Raw genomic sequence first — 20,229 nt, 5'->3', positions numbered from 1 at the left:
GAACTTGACCTTGATCCAAAAGGCTTGATTCGAGGTTAATTGTTGCGGTTGGGACGACTCCAGCGGCCTCCGGGCAAGGGCCGCGGAGCGCCCGTGGTCCCGGGGAATGTGAGCGGCAGCCCTTCCGCCGCCCTGAGAGCCAGATAGGCAAAAGCCTCTGCTTCGATCGCGTCTCCGTCGAGCCCCAGATGCTCGGCCGCGACGACTTCCGCCGGGGCAAGCTCTGCGGCAAGCAGCTTCATCAAGCCCCGGTTCAGCCGACCTCCTCCGCAAACGACCACGAGATCAGGAACTTGCGGCAAAAGCTGAAAACCTCGATTCAACGCGGAAGCCGTGAAGGCGGCAAGCGTGGCGGCCGCATCGTCGTCGTCGAGCCCGGTCACATCGGTGGCTGCAAAGGCGTCTCTGTCGAGCGATTTGGGCACCGGCCGCGTGAAGAAGGGATGCTCGAGCCACCTCTCAACCCGTGAGACATCGGGGTGCCCACGCATCGTGATTTCACCGTCAGCATCGAACGCCAGGCCTCGGCGCGAAGTCACGAGATCATCGATCAGCGCATTGCCCGGCCCCGTGTCGAGCGCGATCAAGGTGTCGCCCTCACCGACATAGGTCACGTTGGCGACACCGCCGATATTGACGAAAGCGATCGGCAATCCGCGGCCCAGGCGTCGGGCGAGCGCACGATGATAAACCGGTACGAGCGGCGCACCTTCGCCGCCTGCGATCACATCGGCAGTTCGGAAATCCCAAGCAACTGGAACGCCAAGCGAATCGGCTAGGGCCTGGCCGTCTCCGAGTTGGAGCGTAATGCCGCGTTCAGGCGCATGAAAAACGGTCTGTCCGTGAAACCCGACACAGGCGATATCTTCAAGCCGTAACGCGTGATCGCTCACAAAGCGACGAAGAGCGAGCTCATGCGCTTTGGTGACGGCAGCCTCCGCCTCGTCGATGACCGGCGCGCCTCGCACAGTACCGTCTTTTGCAGCCGCCATCGCGCGCCTCAGCAGCGCCCGGTGCGTATCATCGAGAGGATAAGTCGCGGCAGGGCCGATATCGCCGAGCGTTTCGCCGTCGCTTTCAAGCAGCGCAACGTCGACCCCATCCATCGATGTGCCGCTGATCACCCCCAAAGTGCTACGAAATTTTGTCACGCCCTTCGCGCTCCGTGATTTCAGGTGCTAAGGGAGCACCCCATATCATTCCTGCAACTAACGAACCCATGACCACGTTTCGATCCGATTTCCTCAACACGCTCCAGGCCCGGGGCTTCATCCATCAGATCTCCGATCCGGAAGGGCTCGACAGCCTTTTGTCGAAGGAGATGGTGAGCGCGTATATCGGCTTCGACTGCACCGCCCGGAGCCTCCATGCCGGCAGCCTGGTGCAGATCATGATGCTTTACTGGTTGCAGCAGACAGGGCATCGGCCGATCGCGCTGATGGGCGGAGGCACGACGCGGATCGGCGATCCGTCCGGCCGCGACGAAAGCCGCAAAATCCTCTCCGATGCCGAGATCGAGGCGAACAAGCAGGGCATCCGACGCGCCTTCGACCCGCTTCTGCATTTCGGCGAGAGCGGCAACGACGCCATCATGCCGGACAATGCCGAGTGGCTTCTGAAACTTAACTACATCGACGTTCTGCGCGATGTCGGGCGGCATTTCTCCGTCAACCAGATGATTCAGCGCGATTCCGTGCGGCTGAGGTTGGAGCGCGAGCAGCACCTCTCCTTGCTGGAGTTCAATTACATGGTGCTGCAGGCCTACGATTACGTCGAGCTTCACCGCCGTTATGGCGCGCGCCTGCAGATGGGCGGCTCCGACCAATGGGGCAATATCGTTTCGGGTGTCGATCTTGGACGCCGGATGGAACAGGTGGAGATGTTTGCCCTCACCACCCCGCTCCTGACGACTGCGACGGGAGCCAAGATGGGCAAGACCGCGGAGGGAGCTGTCTGGCTCAACCCCGACATGCTGTCGGCATACGAGTACTGGCAGTTCTGGCGCAACGCCGCCGATGCGGATGTCGGTCGCTTCCTGAAGCTCTTCACGATCCTCCCCCTCGACGAGATCGAACGTCTGGCAGCCTTGCAAGGCGAAGAGATCAACGAGGCGAAGAAGGTTCTCGCCACGGAGGCCACGGCGCTCCTTCATGGCCGCGACGCGGCGAAGGACGCCGAAGAGACTGCGCGGCGCACCTTCGAAGCCGGTCAGACGGGTGATGCGTTGCCGAGCATCGAAGTGGAGCGCAGCGAGCTCGAGGCCGGGATCGGCGTGCTTTCCGCCTTTGTGCGTGCGGGTCTTGCCACTTCCAATGGCGAAGTCCGGCGTCTCATCCGCAGCGGGGGTATCAAGGTGAATGATACGCCAGTCAGCGATGAGCGCGCCCTCATTGGCCTTTCCGACCTCTCCGAGGACGGTGCCGTGAAGCTTTCGAGCGGCCGCAAGAAACACGCGCTTTTGCGTATGGGCGGGGCGGCCTAAGCCGCCCGCCTGCCGTCACGGCGCCACACACCATCGAGGCCGCATTCCGGCGGCCTCAGCGGTACTCGAAGATCTTTCGAAAAATGCCGGGTGCGATCGCCGACATCAAGTTCATCTTGAGAGATGGATTGCCGAGATTGCCGAAGAGTTTGAAGGTCACTCCGACCAGGCCTTCGTTCTGACCGCCCCCGAGTATCTGTCCGAAGATCGGGATCGTACCCGCCATGTTGTTGATGCCGAAGGCCGGGATGAAGGTTCCGCTTAAGGCGATCTTCTCATCGGTCAGGTTGATGGTCCCGCTCGCGGTCGCTCCCAGCATCGGCCCGCGCAGATAAGCCTCATCGATCGCGACCACTCCCTTCTCCATGCGGAAGGGGATGCGGAGCTTCGTGAAAGTCATATTGGAGGTGTCGACCTCCTCGGTGATCTGTTCGCGCGCCCGCTGCGACCCCGGCTGGTCGCGTTTGCGCGTCGCCGGACGGACGGCTTCGGCGAGTGCGGCCTCTTCCACAACGCGGAAGTCCCGTAGCCAGGCTTCTCCAGAGGCGCTGTCGCCACCCGGCGGACCGCGCATGACGAGGGTAAAGAGCCCTTCGCGGACACGTGCATAGAGATCGACAAAGCGCAGGACCGCTCCGCCGTCGGCGGCATCCAGCACCTGCTCTCGCAGTTTCGAGTTCTCGGTGATGCGCCAATTGAAGGCGCCACCGGCAGCATCCCCAAGCACGCCTGAAAGGTTCAGCCCGTGGAGGCGACCGCCGGCGATCGCCGCAGAGCCCTTGATGCCGTAAGCCGTGACATCGTTTTCGCCCTTCACGCGATCGAGCGCGACATCGAGACGTAATGGCATCATGCCGGCACCCGCACCCTTCTTGCTGCTTTTCAGCGCGCGGATGAGACCACGCGCATCGAGCTGAGCCCCGCTCACGCTGATGCTCCCATTTCCGCCGGAGACGTTCGCCTTCAGCGCAAAATCATCCCCCGGCCGCAGAGCCACATCGTTAAGGTCGAGGCTGTCGAGCTTTCCGTCCGAGGTCAGCTTCAGCGACCCGGAGGCGTGGAAGCCTTCGCCTTTCAGCGAAAGCCCCTCGACATCGCGACCAGAGGAGCTCGTCTTCACGCGAAACTCGGCGCTGGCAGCAACACCCGCGCCCTTTTCCCACGAAATCGGCGGCAGGCGCACGCGCGCTTTCGTCAGATCGAGATTGATGATCTGCGATCCGTCGTCTTCGGCGGATATCGACGCGATCACGGGTCCGGAAAGATAATCATCCAGGTTGATGCCGAGGCGCTCTCGTGCGGCCTTGTCGAGAATGAGGGCAACGTCGGTGTCGGACTTGCCGGCCTCGCCCCCCGTCATGTCGATGTTCGCCTCGATCCCGTCGAGGCGAGCCTTGCCCGCAACCCGGTAGGCGTCGGGGACCCCACTCAACGTCAAGTCAGCATCCGCGACGGAGTGGCCCTCTATCGGCGCCTTGCTCGAAAAATCGCGCAAGACGAGTTCGAACTTCGGCTCCACCGAGAGAAGCGAAGCCTCTTTCTTCAAAGGCACAGCCGCAACGAGCGAAAGCTCTGCCTCTCCCGACAAGTCATCCGGCGAAATGCCCTTCGACGCCGCCACGTCCAGCGGTCCGGTATTGGAAAGCGCGGCAAGTGCGGGCGCCGGACCGATGAGCCGCAGGGTGAGGTCGCCGACGGCGTCCTTGCCTCCGAGGTCCGGAATAACGAGCAAAGACCCTCCGGCCGAGAGAGCCGGATAGTTCGGCACGGCAACATCGGCCGAATCCAACGCGATCGTGGCCGTCGCGTCGGCGAGCCTTACAGAGCCTTTCGCATTGACAAAGTCCGGCAGATCGGGAGCGGGTGTGAAACGTCCAGAGCGGAACGGCACATCGCCGGACAAACCGTACTCCGGCAGAACCTTGTCCTTGCCCTCGGGGCCGATGTGGTCCGGCGGCAATGCAACCTGCAACTCGACCGGTCCGACGACGCCTTCTTTGAGATTGTCCTCAAGCCAGTGGAGCACGCCCGGCGCCACGAACCCCGGCCATAGCGCCACAAAGAGCGAGCTCGGCATCTCGCTGATCGATACGGCGAGCGCAAGGCCCGGCGAGGCGCCATCGGGATGCCAGCCGCCAACGACACTGATGTTACCGGCAGGGTTTGCGACCGAGAAACGATCAATCGAGACGCTGCCGCGGGCGGGATCGAATGTGACGTCGAATTCGCCCCGCACCTGCTCCCGCGCCCCGCCTGGGGCGAAAACGACGCCGGAGGGCATTTGCGCACGCACCTCCACCGGTTCGTCGACATCGTTGAGATCGAGCGCCACAGCGAGGCCGAAGAGGCCGGCAGAACTCGCCACATAGGCCCGGTTGAAGAGTATCTCGTCGCCTTCGGGAGGTAGCGTAAAGGCAAAGCGCGCATCATTCAGATAGAAGGAACTGGCATCGTCGACGGTGACGAGCCCCGGCGTCAGCCCGATCTCGCCCAGAAGCTGCACGTCATCCACACCCGCCTGGAAACGAGCATGAAGCTGCAGGCGGCCGGCATAGCTTTGCTGTGTCTGCGGGTTCGCCAATGTAGGAACGAGCGTCGCAAGCGGCAGATCATCGAGATTGAGCTCCACGATGTCAGCACCGCTCTCGCGCGTGCGCTCCACGGTCAACGACCAGAAAGCCCCCGCCGCGGAGGCCTGAAGCCATAGCTTGCTGCGCGCCTCTCCCAGCGGCTGCCAGGTGAAATCGGAAATCTGCCCGGTCAGAGGAGGCAGATCGGAACGCGGCAGTTCGAGCTTGATGTTCTCAACCTCGAAATCCTCAAATCCGAGTTCGCGCAGGGTCACGTCCGCTTCCACGACGCCTTCCGAGAAAGACCGCGCGAACTGACGGATCAATTCGGCGCGCGGCTGCGCCTCGGTCGCGCTTTCCGGCAATTGCAGGGAGACTTCCACCTGCGAGATGCGCACATGACGCGGCTTGATCCAGGTCTCTCGCCAGTCACGCAGCGAGGAGGAAACGGCCATTGTCTTGGCCTTGATGTGCAAGGCGGGACCGAAGCTGAAATCGACGTCTCCAGCTTCGAGCACGAGGCCACTGCCCGATTCCCAGTAGGCACGGATGCTGCCAAGCTCGACGTGCGCCCCGGGCGGGACACGGTCTTGGAGTCTCGCCTCGAGGCGATCGCGCATCCAGTTCGGGCCGAAGCCCTCCCCGCTCACGCTGTAAACGAGGCCACCCGTCACCAAAACCAACAGGCCGACGACCACAAGCAAGGATAGAAATGCGACACGAAGGATCCGACGCATGACACGACGTGTCGTTCGCGGAGCGTTCTTCCCTGGCTTCTCGGTCGTTGACTTGGGTTCCTGCGACAGCATTTTCTTCCGAATCGGGTCTCGCTCTTCCCAAGGTGGCTGCCAACGATAGACAACTTGGCGAGCGCAGGCACGAAATCGCACCCTAGAGTTCACCTGATTTCCAAACACGTCGAAAGGATGACGAGATGGCGAAGGCCCCCGATGTGGGCGATCCGGCCCCGGACTTCACTCTTCCAACCGATGGCGGCGGCGAATTCTCGCTCGCCGCGCATCGCGGCGAACCGGTCGTTCTCTACTTTTACCCGAAGGACAACACGCCCGGCTGCACCAAAGAGGCGATCTCCTTCAGCTCCGAAATAGACGCCTTCCGCTCCGCCGGCATTTCCGTGGTCGGGATTTCACCCGATAGCGCAGCAAGCCACGACAAGTTCAAGACGAAGCACGATCTCTCCATCACGCTCGTCGCCGACGAAGACACGAAGGTGTGCGAGGCTTATGGCGTGTGGGCGGAAAAATCCATGTACGGCCGCCGCTTTATGGGTGTCGAGCGTTCGACCTTTCTGATCGACCGCGACGGTGTCATCGCACGCGTCTGGCGCAAGGTGAAGGTCCCGGGCCATGTGGATGACGTCTTGGAAGCCGCGCGGATGATGGCGACCTGAGGAGACCGCCGAGAGCGCTAATCGCTCTTAAGGAAACGCGATATTAACCATGGGCTGCGAGGGTCTTTACCTCCTCTCAACCATACCGCGCCTTCGTGCTCATGGTCCCCTTCTCAAGTTCTCAGCCTGCTTCCAAACCCCGAAAAGAACCGCCCCGCGTCATCATCGCTCGGCGCGGACGACTCACGTCCTATACGCTTCGACCCTGGCTTTTCGGCTCGATCGCCAGCGTCTTCGTCCTGTTCGGCACCGGCTATATCGGCGGAACCGCTTACCTCTTTTACCGCGACGGCCTTCTCGATGCGGCCTCCGCACGCCAGGCGGAACTGCAACATGTCTATGAAGACAGGATTGCCCGGCTTCGAGGTGAAATCGACAAGGTCACCAGCAAGCATCTCGTCGAGACACAATCGATGGAGGAGCAGCTGGCAACGCTGCTCGACCGCCAGGAGGCGATCTTCCGGCGCCAGTCCCTGCTCGACGATGTCATGCAAAAGGCCGAGGCTGCCGGCATCAGCATTGCCGAAACACGCATGACGACGCCGCGACCGCGCCCCGACCGACCGTCCCAGCAATTGGCAGCCGCGCCAGGAGAGGTTGCGAATCCAGAGGAAGGCCCGGCGCTCGGCTATGCCGAGGATGGCCCTTCTCGGGCGGACATCATCACCGGCAGCATCTTCGCCCATCCGGGCGAGGCGCAGATCAAACCGGCAGCTGCAAGGACGAGCGATCTCGAGAGCGAAAAACTTCGCCCTCTCCTCAAATCGATGGATGGAGCCTTGCGGGACAGCTTTGCGACCCAACTGGATGCCGCAGCGGTTCTCTCAGCCGCGTCTCACGCTGAAACGGAACGTCTCGAGACGACGCTGAACGATCTCGGTTTTTCCGATCTCGTTCCGAGGAAGAACAGATCGTCAGGCGACGATGCCACAGGCGGACCTTTCGTTCCGGTCGACGATGATGCCGCGTTGCGCGGGCTCGCCTTCGTGGAAACGATCGATGGGATCGATACCACGCTCGCCAATTTGCAGGATATGCGCCGAAAACTCGCGTCTTTGCCTCTCGGGCGCCCCATCATCGCGCCGCGGTCGTCCGGCTTCGGCTATCGCACGGATCCGTTTCTGAAGCGGCCGGCCCTGCATACCGGCATCGACTTCCGAGCGGTGAGCGGTTCGCCGGTTCGCGCCACGGCTCCGGGTGAAGTCGTCGAGGCCGGATGGAACGGCGGTTACGGCAAGATGATCGAGATCCGACATGCCCACGGCGTCAGCACGCGCTATGGGCATCTGTCGCGCATCGACGTGAAGGTCGGCGACAAGATCACCGCCGGTGAAGTGATCGGTCGCGTCGGCTCGACCGGGCGCTCAACCGGCCCGCACCTTCACTACGAAACAAGGCGCGACGGCCGGCCGGAAGACCCGACACCGTTCTTGAAAACCGAACGCTTCAGCTAAACGCCGCGAAGCGCATCCCTCACCTGACCTTGGGTTTTTGAGAGGGATGGCTCGCGGAAAGGAAGCGGCTATTCGGCCGCTTCCTCGGTATTGTCGGTGCTGCCCACGCGCTGGGCGAGAGCCGCTTCCATGAAGCCATCCAGGTCCCCGTCGAGAACCTCAGACGGCGTCGTGTGCTCCACGGATGTGCGCAGATCTTTGACCAGCTGGTACGGCTGCAGCACGTACGAGCGGATCTGATGGCCCCAGCCGATTTCGGATTTGGCTTCGTGAGCCTCCTGGATCGATTCCTCGCGCTTCTTCAGCTCCATCTCATAGAGCCTCGACTTCAACGCCTTCATGGCGTTGGCGCGATTCTGGTGCTGCGACTTCTCCGATGACGTCACCACGATGCCGGTCGGCAAGTGCGTGATCCGCACAGCCGAATCGGTCGTGTTGACGTGCTGTCCGCCGGCACCTGAAGACCGGTAGGTGTCGATACGGATATCCTTGTCCTGGATCTCGATCTCGATGTTGTCGTCGACGACCGGATAGACCCAGACAGACGAGAAGGACGTATGCCGGCGAGCCTGGCTGTCGAAGGGCGAAATCCGGACGAGACGGTGAACGCCCGATTCGGTCTTCAGCCAGCCATAGGCATTCTCGCCTTTGAGCAGGAGGGTAGCTGACTTGATGCCGGCTTCTTCGCCGTCCGTCTGCGAGATGAGTTCGACGGAAAATTTCCGGCGCTCGCCCCAGCGCGTATACATGCGCAGCAGCATCGAGGCCCAGTCCTGGCTCTCCGTACCGCCCGCACCGGCGTGGACTTCGAGATAGGCATCGCTCGCGTCGGCTTCGCCTGAAAGCAAAGCTTCGACCTGCCGTCTCTGCACGTCCTTATGCAGAGCGACGAGGGACTTCTCAGCCTCGGCGATGACGGTGTCGTCGTCTTCTTCCTCGGCAAGCTCGATCAGCTCGATGCTGTCGGCAATGCTCGCTTCGATCTCGCGGACGCCGGAAATGGCCGTCTCCAGCCGTTGGCGCTCGCGCATCACCTTCTGAGCTTCCTGCGGATCATCCCAGAGCGTCGGGTCTTCGACGCGTTCGTTCAGCTTGGCGAGACGTTTCTGAGAGACATCCCAGTCAAAGATGCCTCCTTATCAGGGTCAGCGCCTCCCTGATCTCGTCAACGAGGTTTTCGATTTCGGCGCGCATCTTGTCCTCATGCAAATGTACCGACGGCGGCGCCCCAGAGGAGCGCCGCCTGATGAAAGAGGGAGCCGTAACGCTTTTGCGTCGACCTAGTAAAGGCCACCCGTCCCGGTGCTGATCGCTCTGTCGGCCTCGGGCGTCACGGTCAAAGGCTGACCGGAGGAATCCTGATAGCCGATGATGGAATAGCTGGAGGGAGGTGCCGTGCCCGGCTTGAAGGCCTCCATGATGACCTTCTCACCTTCAGCGCCGCTGGCGCGTAGACCGGTACGGGCATCGATTGGGATGAGCTGGATACCCGGCGGTACCTGGAAGGGCTTCGCCGGCTCGTCGGCAAGCGCCACTTTCATGAAATCTGCAAAGATCGGCGCCGCGAGCACACCGCCCGTCGACCCACGACCCATCGGCTTTGGCTGGTCGTAGCCGATGAAGACACCGACGACGAGATCCGGCGAGAAGCCGATGAACCAGGCATCCTTCTCCTCGTTCGTCGTTCCAGTCTTGCCGGCGATCGGCTTGCCGACGACCTTGACGCGGCTGCCGGTGCCCCGCTGGACAACGCCTTCCATCATCGAGGTAATCTGGTAGGCCGTCATCGGATCGAGGATCTGTTCACGCTGGTCGATCAGCTCCGGCTCGGCCTGTCCGTGCCAGTCCTGAGCTTCGCAGCCGATGCATTCGCGCTGATCATGCTGATAGATGGTCTTGCCGTAGCGGTCCTGAATGCGGTCGATCAGCGTCGCGTTGATCTTACGCCCTCCATTGGCGATCGTTCCATAGGCGGTGACGAGCCGCAGGACGGTCGTTTCACCCGCCCCGAGCGCCATCGGCAGATAGGGCTTCAGGTCGTCATAGATGCCGAAGCGCTCCGCATATTCGGCGATCAGCGGCATGCCCATATCTTGCGCCAGACGCACGGTCATGACGTTGCGGGAATGCTCGATGCCGATGCGCAGCGTCGAGGGGCCGTAATATTTGTTCGAGTAATTCTGCGGCCGCCAGATCTTGTCGCCAGCCTTGATCTCGATCGGAGCATCCATGACCACGGAGGACGGCGTGTAGCCGTTGTCGAGAGCCGTCGCGTAGACGAACGGTTTGAAGGACGAGCCCGGCTGGCGATAGGCCTGCGTCGCGCGGTTGAATTTGCTCTGGTCGAAGGAAAATCCCCCGACAAGCGCGCGGACGCGGCCCGTATAGGGGTCCATGGCGACCATGGCACCCTGGATCTTCGGCGCCTGCCGCAGTTTGTAGACGCCCTTCTTATCGGCATCCTCTTCGACGAAGATGACGTCGCCGGCGCTCAACACATCGCTCGCGGATTTGACGCTGCGCTTCGCCCATTTCATGTTCGAGACAGGCAAGACGCCGGTTTCGCGCTCATCGGAAAGCTTGCCAGAGATGAGACGCTTCGGCTTCAAACCGATGTCGGCCTCGCCGTCACCCGTCGCCAGCACGACAGCCAGGTGCCATTCCGGAACGTCCGAGAGGCCGTCCACCTCACCCAGCTTCTTGCCCCAGTCGCCGGCGATATCGATACGATCGACCGGCCCACGGAAGCCGCGCTTTTCGTCGAATGCGATGAGACCTTTCTGGAGGGTCTTGCGGGCGAGCGCCTGAAGCTGCGGGTCGAGCGTGGTGCGCACCGACAGGCCGCCCTCATAGAGCTTTTCGCTGCCGTACATATCGATCAGACGGCGGCGCACCTCTTCGGCGAAATATTCGGACGCGAAAAGATACTGCCCACGCGGGCGCGGATTGACGTCGAGCGGCTCGGTCTTTGCCTTCTGCGCATCCTCGGCCCGGATGTAACCGTTCTCAAGCATCTGATCGATCACCCAATTGCGGCGATCGACGGCGCGCTCGGTGTCGCGAAACGGATTGTAGTTCTCCGGCGCCTTCGGCAACGCGGCGAGATAGGCCGCTTCAGCGAGAGTCAGCTCGTTCACGGATTTGTCGAAATAGTTGAGAGCCGCGGCCGCAATGCCGTAGGAGCCGAGGCCGAGATAGATCTCGTTGAGATAGAGCTCCAGGATACGGTCCTTGGAATAGGCCTGTTCGATGCGCAGCGAGAGAAGCGCTTCCTTGATCTTGCGCTCGTAAGTGCGCTCGTTGGTGAGAAGAAAATTCTTCGCCACCTGCTGGGTGATGGTGGAGGCACCCTGCAGTTTGCCAGAGCCGCTGTTCCTGAGGTTGGAGACGATGGCGCGAAGGATGCCCTCCACGTCGATCCCAGGATGGTTGTAGAAATTCTTGTCCTCGGCAGACAGATAGGCAGCCTTGACCAGGTCCGGCACGGCCTGAATCGGCAGATAGAGCCGACGCTGGCGCGCATATTCGGCAACGAGCTGGCCGTCATCGGCATGGATGCGCGTCATCACCGGCGGCTCGTACTTGGCGAGCACGTCGTAATCTGGAAGATCCTGATTGTAGCGATGCAACAGGAAGCCGGCCACAGCCGCCACGCACAGCGCCAGAAGCGCGCCGATGCCGAACAAATAGCCGATTAATCGCAAGAACATGAAGGGGCTGCCCCACCTATTCGGAAAAGCCGAGATTGCTAAAGATCGGCTTCATCCAGTTTTGTGATGAAACTGAGGCGGTTCCCCGGCGGGACCGCCCCGGCGCTGGCTCTGTCGCCAATAAGCCACACGCTTTCTCGTGATCTTCCTCAGCGCCGCGCGACGCCCGGCAAGGCGAGATACTTCTCGACGGCGCTGGCCACCGCCTCGCTCGTGCGCTCTCGCCATTCATCCGACTGAAAAAGCTTCTCGTCCACATTATTGGAAAGATAGCCGAGTTCCAAGAGCACCGAGGGCACGTCCGGGGCCTTGAGAACACGAAAGGATGCACCCCGCCGAGGTTTCTTGTTCAGGACCATTTCCGCGCTCAGATCCTTTACGAGATCGGCGGCGAAACGCATCGAGAGGTTGCGGGTCTCGCGCCGCGCCAGATCAAACAGGATCGTGGCCACCTCGTCCGGCTGATCTTCGATGGCAAGGCCCGCCAGAATGTCGGCCCGGTTCTCGCGTGCGGCGAGACGCGCCGCAAGCACATCGGAGGCTTCTTCCGAGAGCGTGTAAACGGTTGCGCCACGCACGTAATCCTGCGGCACGGTATCGGCATGCACCGAGATGAAGAGCGCCGCCCCCTCACGTCTGGCGAAGGCGACGCGCTTGCCGAGGGGCAGGAAGACGTCGTCGTCGCGCGTGAGGATCGGGATCGTCTTGCCACGCTCGATCAGGACTTCGCGCAATGCCTTCGAGAAGCCGAGCGTAATGTCCTTTTCCAAGAGCCCATCTGAACTGATCGCGCCGGAATCGATGCCTCCGTGGCCAGGATCGATGACGACGACCGGACGGGTGTCGGCCGCGTCGGGCCGATCGATCGGAATTTCGTGGGTCTCGGGTGATGTGCCCTCCTCCCCTTCCTGAAGCGAGGCGAGCGCCGGCGTAGGCTCGCTGATCGGCGCCGCCGCCTCCGAAAAGGCTTCCGCCGTGGAGGGAACCATATCGAGGACGAGACGAGCCGGCTGTTCGGCAACTCCCGGCATCAGGTACGATTTTTCCACCTCCACCGGACCCGTCAGGTCGAGGACCACGCGACCGCGCGAGGCCGCAATCTGGCCGAACCGATAATCGCTGACGAGACCTATCGCTTTGGTCTTGGAGGCTGGGGCGGCAAATTCCGTATCGGGGAGATCGACAACAAGCCGATAGGGCGCGCGTAACCGCAAGATGTGAAAGCGGGGCTCTCCTTCCACGTCGAGCACCATACGCGTGCGCTCACTATCTCCAACAACACGGATGTCGGAAACCTTCGCGGCAAGCGCTGGAGAAGCTACAAGCCAAGGCAAGACGAGCAGCATGAGGGCGAAGCGGACCATGCCCACCTTCTTCAGTTCTTAGAAAACGCCTCGCTTCTCTCTAAAGGATGTGGCAAGGCAAAGGCGAGCGAATGTGGTTTTCGCGTCTCCACGTCGCAACGTTCTCTTGAATCGAACGAAGCTCGTTTATAAGAGAGAGAATGACGGATTCTTCTCCGGCTGTCATCGGGTGCGGCGTTGTAAAGATCAACGCCCTTCAGCCGACTGTACGGAGGCGAAGACGGACCAGCCGGACACACCGCTGGTCTCAGGCGGCATGAGCCGCAACGACTTGGAAAGGCAGCCCATGGGTGACCGCGCCCGCAACGCTCAGCAGCTGATGGTTCTGCCGCAAAGGCAGATCGCGCAGCAGCCGATGCTTCCGCGGCGACACGCGCTGGCGCCTGTTCTCCCCTTATTCACATTTGGCCCCGGCCGCGCGCCAAGAGCAACTGGCGCGCCCAACGCATATTTGGCCCGGGGCGGAGTCACACACTATGTCGAACAAGATGCTCATCGACGCGGCCCACCCGGAAGAGACCCGGGTCGTGGTGCTGCGCGGCGACAAGGTTGAAGAATTTGATTTTGAATCAGCAGAGAGAAGACAACTTCGAGGCAACATCTATCTGGCGAAGGTAACGCGGGTCGAACCGTCGCTGCAGGCCGCCTTCGTCGATTATGGCGGCAACCGGCACGGCTTCCTGGCGTTCTCGGAGATCCATCCAGACTATTACCAGATCCCGTTCGCCGACAGGCAGGCGCTTCTCGATGCGGAAGAATCCGACCGCGACGAGGATTCCGACAATCATGGCGGTGACGCCCACGGCGACGACGCCCCCGCAAAGGCGGACAAGTCGTCCGATGACGATTCCGACGACGACAACAGCGACGACTCCAACGGCGACGATAACGACGCCGACCATGCCGTCGAAAGCGTCGGCGCGGAAGATGCGATGGAGGAGGTGCCGGAACGGCGCCGCCAACGGGCCAAGCAGTACAAGATCCAGGAAGTCATCAAACGTCGCCAGGTTCTGCTGGTGCAGGTGGTCAAAGAGGAGCGCGGCAACAAAGGCGCTGCGCTGACGACCTATCTGTCGCTCGCCGGTCGCTATTCGGTCTTGATGCCGAATACGGGCCGTGGCGGCGGCATTTCCCGCAAGATCACGGACCCGGCCGACCGCAAGCGCCTGAAGAGCATTGCGGCAGGGCTCGAGGTGCCGTCCGGAATGGGCGTCATCCTGCGCACAGCGGGCGCCTCCAGAACGAAGACGGAGATCAAGCGCGATTTCGAGTATCTCCTCAGATTGTGGGAGAATGTTCGCGATCTGACGCTGAAATCTGCGGCACCGACCCTCGTTTACGAGGAAGGCAGTCTCGTCAAACGCTCTATCCGCGATCTCTATTCGCGCGAGATCGACCAGGTCATGGTGGCCGGCGAAGAAGCCTATCGCGAGGCGAAGGACTTCATGCGCATGCTCATGCCGAGCCATGCCAAGAATGTTCAGCCCTACCGTGATGCCGCCCCGATCTTCTCGCGCCATTCGGTGGAGCGTCAGCTCGAAGCGATGTTCCTGCCGCAGGTCACCCTGCGCTCGGGCGGTTACATCGTCATCAATCAGACGGAGGCGCTCGTCGCCATCGACGTCAATTCAGGCCGTTCGACGCGCGAGCATTCGATCGAGGACACCGCGGTTCGAACGAACCTCGAGGCGGCCGAAGAGGTCGCGCGCCAATTGCGGCTGCGCGATCTGGCAGGCCTCATCGTCATCGACTTCATCGATATGGAGGAGAAGCGCAACAATCGGGCGGTCGAACGCAAGCTGAAGGACTGCCTGCGCTTCGACCGGGCGCGCATCCAGCTCGGGCGCATCTCGCATTTCGGTCTGATGGAGATGTCGCGGCAGCGCCTCAGGACCGGCGTCTTGGAGAGTTCGACGGCGCTCTGCCACGCCTGCCATGGCACCGGCCAGGTTCGCTCTGTGGCGTCTCTGGCGCTGCAGCTCCTGCGCATGCTGGAAGAGCACCTCATTCAGGACCGCAGCCGCAATCTCGAAGTGTCGACGCGTCCGGACGTTGCGCTTTACGTGCTGAACCAGAAGCGTTCGCATCTCGCCGACCTTGAACGCCGCTTCGCGGTTTCGATCAGCGTCGCCGGGGATGCTCCGGATGCGGCCTCGGGCTTCACCATCGATCGCGCCGACCTCTCCGAAGAGGAGCCGCCGCACTCAGCCGCCGTCGCGATGCTCGACGTGTCTGATTTCGACGAGCCGGCTCCGGCCGAAGTCGAAGAAGAGAGCGAAGCGAGCCTCGATGAGGACGGCGAGGATGGTGGCCGCCGCGGAGGCCGGCGGCGCAAGCGTCGTCGTCCGAAGGGCGAGAGAGCCGAAAGCGACCGCTCGGAGGCGGAGGCCGCGACCTCGGAAGCCGCCGCAGCCAATGGCGGCGAAGGCCGGCGGGACGAAAACTCGGAAGACGACGATGGCGACGAGACAAAGCCGAAGAAGCGGCGCCGTGGCCGCCGTGGCGGAAGGCGGCGCGGTCGCAATCGCGACGAGCAGCAGGATGCGAATGCAACGAACGGCGACAATGCGCAAGATCGTGGTTCGCGCTCCGATGACGACGATGAGGACGACGATCGCGCAGACGCGCGCCGGCCCGAGACCGAAGAGCAGAACGAAGTAGCGAACCCCTCTGAGACCCCAGAAGCCCCGTCGGCGGAGCAGACCTCTCCGACCGTCGAAGCGACGCAGGAAACCGCGTCGGCCGAGCCTTCCGAGGAGACGGCGGTGGAACAGCCGTCGCTCCCGGCCGCGTCAGAACAGGTCGGAACGGGCGCTGAGAGCGAGCCGAAGGCGGAACCTGCCACAAGCTTGGACGCCGGCGACGAAGCTGTCGAAGAAGACGAAAACCGTTCGAGCTACGAAGAAGCCAAGGACGAGAACGCCGATCGTGTGGCGGAAGCGGCAATGCCTGCCGAACCAGAGGCAACCGAAAGCGGCGCTACCTCGAGCGGCACGCCAGAAGAGCGGCAGTCCGATGAGACCGCTTCGGCACAGGCTGACGTTGCCGAAAAGGCCAAGGACGACGAGCCGAAGGACGACCCGAACCGGCCGAAGCGCGTCGGCTGGTGGCAGCGTCGTTCATTCCTCTGAACACAGCGATCGCTCGTTGAGCTAAAAAAGAGCCCGTCCGGGACACCCGGACGGGCTCTTTTCGTATCGCGGAAAAGAACGCCTTAAGGAAACAGCGCCAGCTGCAAGAGGCCTTCGCCTTCTTCAAAGCCGAACGCGACATTCATGTTCTGCAGGGCCTGGCCAGCGGAGCCTTTGACGAGATTGTCGATTGCGGCAATGACCAGCGCACGTCCGGGGATGCGGTCGGGGAAAACGCCGATCTGCACGTAGTTGGAGCCGCGGACATTCTGCGTCTGGGGAACGCCCCCTTCCGGCAGGACGTGCACGAACGGCTCCGGCGCGTAATCCTCCACGAGCCGTTGGCGAAGATCGCCGGCCGTCGCGCCTTCGGCAAGGCGCACATAGCAGGTGACGAGCTCGCCCCGGCTCATCGGGATGAGATGCGGCGTGAAATTCACGGTGATGGGCATCCCCGCGGCAACGCCGATTTCCTGTTCGATCTCCGGCGCGTGGCGATGCTTGCCGATGGAATAGGGTGACAGCCCCTCGCCCGCCTCGGCAAAGAGCGTATTCTGCTTGAGACCGCGGCCGGCACCGGTCACGCCCGATTTCGCATCGATGATGAGATCGCTCGCATCAATCATGTCTTGGCGCACGAGCGGCAGGAGTGCCATCAGCACCGCGGTCGGGTAGCAGCCCGGACAGGCGATCAGCCGGGCATCCTTGATGAGAGCGCGGTAATGCTCGGTCAGGCCATAAACCGCCTCTTCCTGAAGCTCCGGCGCCTGATGCTCATGGCCGTACCACTCGGCATAGACGGATGCATCGCGGAGACGGAAATCGGCCGACATATCGATGATGCGCGCTTTCGGATTGGCGCTCAAAACCGCCGCCGTGATCTCTTGCGTCGTCCCATGTGGAAGGCCACAGAAAACGGCGTCAAGCTCGCTCCAATCGACCTCTTCCCAGGCTTTGAGACGCGGCAAATCGAGGATTGCGAGGTGCGGAAACACCGCCCCCATCTCCTTGCCGGCATGGGTGTTGGCGGTCAGCGCAGCGATCTCGACATGCGGATGGCGCGCCGCGAGACGCACCAGATCGGCGCCGGTGTAGCCGGAGGCGCCAAGGACGCCGATGCGAATCTTCTCGTGCATATCAAACCCTCGCTTCAAGGCGCCGGCTTTAGCCGTCAGGCCGAGGCGAAGTCAACGAAGGCCGATGCAGAGCCGCTCAACGCCAGCGGCGGACGAGGTCCCCGAGATGCGCAAACCCCGCGAGCGTCAGGAAGAAGGCGATCACCTGCCACTCCGCCCCCACCAGTGCAGCACGCAACGCCAAAATCAGCGTCGCGCCCGCGGCAAGATTGACGAGAAGTTCGAGCGGGCGAACGCCCCGCCCGGTCCGCCGATAAAAGTAGACGAGGCCGACAGCCTCCGCGAGCACGAGCAGAAGGATGAGGTCGGCGATCCGACCGCTTTCGATGAGACCGGCCATGAGAGCGCCTCCTGAAAGGGATCAGGAAACGCGGCGACGGGGACCGAGCTTGCTCGCCTCGTCCGGCTGCACGAGCCCCAGAAGATGCGCCATATCCTTGAAGAAGACCCGCATATGTGCCCCCGGGCGCGCCCGCACGAGCTTCTTGTTCATATAGGCTTCCCAGGTCAGCCGCTGCACGTCCGGATCGGCGCACATGGACACGAAGCGCTCGCGCCGTTTGTCGTTCTTGTACCAGAAGTACTGCATGATCCCGAGGATCCAGAAGACGCGCCCATGCTCTTTCATGAAGCGCTTGCGTGCACCCGCGAGCGCCTTCGCGTCGTTGGTGCGCAGGAATTCCTCGACGGCCTCTCCGGCGAAGCGACCGCAAACCATGGCGTAATAGATGCCCTCGCCGGAAGCCGGCGCCACGACGCCAGCGGCATCACCCGCCAAAAGCACATCCTGGTCGTTGTCCCATTTCCGGCGGGGCTTCAGCGGAATCGGCGCACCTTCCTTGCGGATCGTTTCGGCCGCGTCGAGGCCCGTGATGCCGCGCAGATCGGCGACGGCGTTGCGCAACGAAAAGCCCTTGTTGGCACTGCCGGTACCGATGCTCGTCGTATCGCCATGGGGGAAGACCCAGGAATAAAAGTCCGGCGACATGCGGCCATTGTAATAGACATCGCAGCGCTTTGGATCGAAATGCGCGGCGCCGTCTTGGGGCGAGCGAACGATCTCATGATAAGCGAAAACGTACGGCACCCGGCCAGCCCGCGGCACAGCCTCGCGCGCGACTGCGGAATTTGCGCCGTCCGCGCCGATCACGGCGCGTGCGCGCACGACTTCGAGAGACGCGTCGCGTCCGCCGTCTTTCGGCCGGTAATGGATGCGCGCCACCCCGTCGGTGTCGCGGTCGAAAGCTTCAAACGTGCCGGCACAGCGCTCAGCGCCGGCCTCGGCCGCACGCTGACGCAGCCACTCATCGAAATGTTCGCGATCGACCATGCCGACGAAGCCGCCTTCGATGGGCATGTTCACGCGCCGATCGGTCGGCGAGACGATCTCCGCGGAGGAGACCTGCGCGACGAGCATCGACGTCGGGACGTTGAAATCGCGCAAAAGACGTGGCGGCACCGCGCCACCGCACGGCTTGATGCGGCCCTGCCTGTCGAGCAGCAGGACCGAATGCCCCTTGGAGGCAAGATCGGTTGCAGCCGTCGCGCCAGCCGGGCCACCCCCGACGACGACCACATCGTATGTTTTGCTCTCAGGCATGATTACCGTCCCCCTAAACCTGCGAGCGTCTCCTCGCCCACGGCCGTCACATCCAGCGGGGCCGAGATCACCTCCCCCGCGCGATCGACCCGGTATGCAAGCCAGGCCGAAATCACAAAGAACACGCCTTCGATCGCAAAGACCATGGCATAGGCCGGTACCGGCGAAGCAAAGATCGTGCGTGTCGTGTCGATGGCCACCGTGCCCAGGAATCCGCCAAGGCCGAAAGCCACGCCCTGCGCGGCACCCCACAGGCCCATGCGCACACCTTCACGGCGCTCGCGCCCGGCACCCGCAAGACCCATCATCGACGCGATGGCGGCCACAGCGAAGGCGCCGTTTGCCGCACCCAAAAAGAAGACCGAGCCCCTGATCGGCCAACCGGGCCCCCAGAAGCCTGCCATGACCAGCCCGAAGAGCGCCAAAGCGGAGGCAAAGCAGCCGCCGATGGTCCAGCTCTTCATGGTGCCGATGCGCCGGCCGATCACGTTGCTGCCGAGAGCGCCGACCAGAAGCATGCCGACAAGGACGCCGCTGTGCTGGACGCCGGCGAGCTTCGTCGATTCGCCCGGCGTCATTCCAAAGACCGTGCCCGCGAAAGGCTCAAGCACGAGATCCTGGGCGCTGTAAGCGAGCATCGACACGAAGATGAAGATGGTGAAGCGACGGGCCGTCGTCTCGCTCCAGACCTCTTTCAGCGCCTGCCGGAATGCGGGCTTTTCCTCCGCCCCGTCCTTCCCCGCGGGATGCGCATCATCGGGCCGGGCAACGCGCTTTTCGACACCGAAGACGGCTACGACTGTCACCAGGAAAGCCGCCAGAGAGACCGCTCCCGTCACGGCAACGAGCCGCTGCGGAGAGAACGGATCGAGGAAATGGCCGGCGGAGGTCGCCGTCACCACGAAACCGACGATCATCATCCCCCAGACGAGCGTCGCTGCCGCCGCGCGACGGCCGGGATCGACCTTCGCGGCAAGCAGGGCGAGAAGCGAGGTGCCGGCCGCGCCGACGCCGATGCCGATTGCAAAGAAGCTTATGACGGCAAGCGCGATACCACCGGCGAGATTGACACTCATCCAGGCTGTCGCGACCGCGGCCAGGAAGCCGCCGCCCCCGAGGACAGCCATACCTCCGATGATCCACGGCGTTCTGCGCGCGGTGATGTCCGAGCCATAACCCCAACGCGGGCGCAGCATCTGCACCGCATAATGGACGCCGACCAGAGCGCCGGGCAAAGTGGCAGGGAGCGCAAGCTCCACGACCATCACCCGGTTCAAAGTCGACGTCGTCAGGACGACGATCGCTCCAAGCGCCGCCTGCACCAGTCCGAGACGGACGATGCTGACCCAGCCCAACGTGGCTGTCTGCATG

The 20,229-nt window shown here is 62.7% G+C and carries 13 protein-coding genes; 4 read left to right on the top strand and 9 right to left on the bottom strand.

Annotated elements, in window-relative coordinates; translation table 11 throughout:
• Positions 1–35: 35 nt before the first annotated feature.
• Positions 36–1,151 (bottom strand): anhydro-N-acetylmuramic acid kinase, encoded by a 1,116-nt coding sequence (locus tag EO094_RS16040; protein WP_205649950.1) that lies wholly within the window; start codon positions 1,149–1,151, stop codon positions 36–38.
• A gap of 68 nt (positions 1,152–1,219) precedes the next feature.
• Between EO094_RS16040 and tyrS the strand changes: the two genes are divergently transcribed.
• Positions 1,220–2,482, top strand: a complete 1,263-nt coding sequence (tyrS, locus tag EO094_RS16035) for a tyrosine--tRNA ligase (protein ID WP_128293911.1) — start codon at positions 1,220–1,222, stop codon at positions 2,480–2,482.
• A gap of 55 nt (positions 2,483–2,537) precedes the next feature.
• Here the strand turns inward: tyrS and EO094_RS16030 are convergent, their stop codons facing one another.
• Entirely contained in the window at positions 2,538–5,789 is a 3,252-nt protein-coding gene (locus EO094_RS16030) for a YhdP family protein (RefSeq protein WP_164879695.1), read from the bottom strand.
• 197 nt (positions 5,790–5,986) lie between these two features.
• Here EO094_RS16030 and bcp point away from each other — a divergent pair, with 197 nt between their 5' ends.
• Together bcp and EO094_RS16020 are read left to right on the top strand one after the other, a co-directional pair.
• Positions 5,987–6,463, top strand: coding sequence for a thioredoxin-dependent thiol peroxidase (gene bcp / locus EO094_RS16025; RefSeq protein ID WP_128293909.1), 477 nt, complete (start codon positions 5,987–5,989; stop codon positions 6,461–6,463).
• 101 nt (positions 6,464–6,564) lie between these two features.
• Complete coding sequence (locus tag EO094_RS16020; RefSeq protein WP_128293908.1) at positions 6,565–7,917, top strand: M23 family metallopeptidase; 1,353 nt, start codon at positions 6,565–6,567, stop codon at positions 7,915–7,917.
• Between the two features lie 68 nt (positions 7,918–7,985).
• On the opposite strand, the gene prfB is transcribed toward EO094_RS16020, so the two are convergent.
• The 3 genes from prfB to EO094_RS16005 all read right to left on the bottom strand — a co-directional run bounded on the left by prfB (position 7,986) and on the right by EO094_RS16005 (position 12,991).
• Positions 7,986–9,111 (bottom strand): peptide chain release factor 2 gene (gene prfB / locus EO094_RS16015; RefSeq protein ID WP_128293907.1). Its coding sequence is split into 2 segments (ribosomal slippage): positions 7,986–9,041 and positions 9,043–9,111, totalling 1,125 coding nucleotides; the frame shifts between segments, so codons are not numbered across the junction.
• A gap of 86 nt (positions 9,112–9,197) precedes the next feature.
• Positions 9,198–11,627, bottom strand: a complete 2,430-nt coding sequence (locus tag EO094_RS16010) for a penicillin-binding protein 1A (RefSeq protein WP_128293906.1) — start codon at positions 11,625–11,627, stop codon at positions 9,198–9,200.
• A 149-nt stretch (positions 11,628–11,776) separates the two neighbouring features.
• Positions 11,777–12,991, bottom strand: a complete 1,215-nt coding sequence (locus tag EO094_RS16005) for an N-acetylmuramoyl-L-alanine amidase (protein ID WP_128293905.1) — start codon at positions 12,989–12,991, stop codon at positions 11,777–11,779.
• 476 nt (positions 12,992–13,467) lie between these two features.
• Between EO094_RS16005 and EO094_RS16000 the strand changes: the two genes are divergently transcribed.
• A complete protein-coding gene (locus tag EO094_RS16000) occupies positions 13,468–16,122 on the top strand; it encodes an Rne/Rng family ribonuclease (RefSeq protein WP_128293904.1) in 2,655 nt (884 codons plus the stop codon).
• A gap of 83 nt (positions 16,123–16,205) precedes the next feature.
• On the opposite strand, the gene argC is transcribed toward EO094_RS16000, so the two are convergent.
• From argC to EO094_RS15980, 4 genes are all read right to left on the bottom strand, one after another.
• Complete coding sequence (argC, locus tag EO094_RS15995) at positions 16,206–17,258, bottom strand: N-acetyl-gamma-glutamyl-phosphate reductase (protein ID WP_128293903.1); 1,053 nt, start codon at positions 17,256–17,258, stop codon at positions 16,206–16,208.
• A 76-nt stretch (positions 17,259–17,334) separates the two neighbouring features.
• Positions 17,335–17,598: a hypothetical protein gene (locus EO094_RS15990; RefSeq protein WP_128293902.1), complete on the bottom strand. Its 264-nt coding sequence runs from the start codon at positions 17,596–17,598 to the stop codon at positions 17,335–17,337.
• A gap of 21 nt (positions 17,599–17,619) precedes the next feature.
• Positions 17,620–18,858 (bottom strand): geranylgeranyl diphosphate reductase, encoded by a 1,239-nt coding sequence (locus EO094_RS15985; RefSeq protein ID WP_205649949.1) that lies wholly within the window; start codon positions 18,856–18,858, stop codon positions 17,620–17,622.
• Between the two features lie 2 nt (positions 18,859–18,860).
• Positions 18,861–20,228 carry a BCD family MFS transporter gene (locus tag EO094_RS15980; RefSeq protein WP_128293901.1) on the bottom strand — a complete coding sequence of 456 codons (1,368 nt, stop codon included), beginning with the start codon at positions 20,226–20,228 and terminating at the stop codon, positions 18,861–18,863.
• Position 20,229: the final 1 nt, after the last annotated feature.

Origin of the sequence: Afifella aestuarii, from assembly GCF_004023665.1 — a bacterium.
GTDB lineage: Bacteria > Pseudomonadota > Alphaproteobacteria > Rhizobiales > Afifellaceae > Afifella > Afifella aestuarii.
This window is presented reverse-complemented; position numbering and strand designations above follow the sequence as displayed.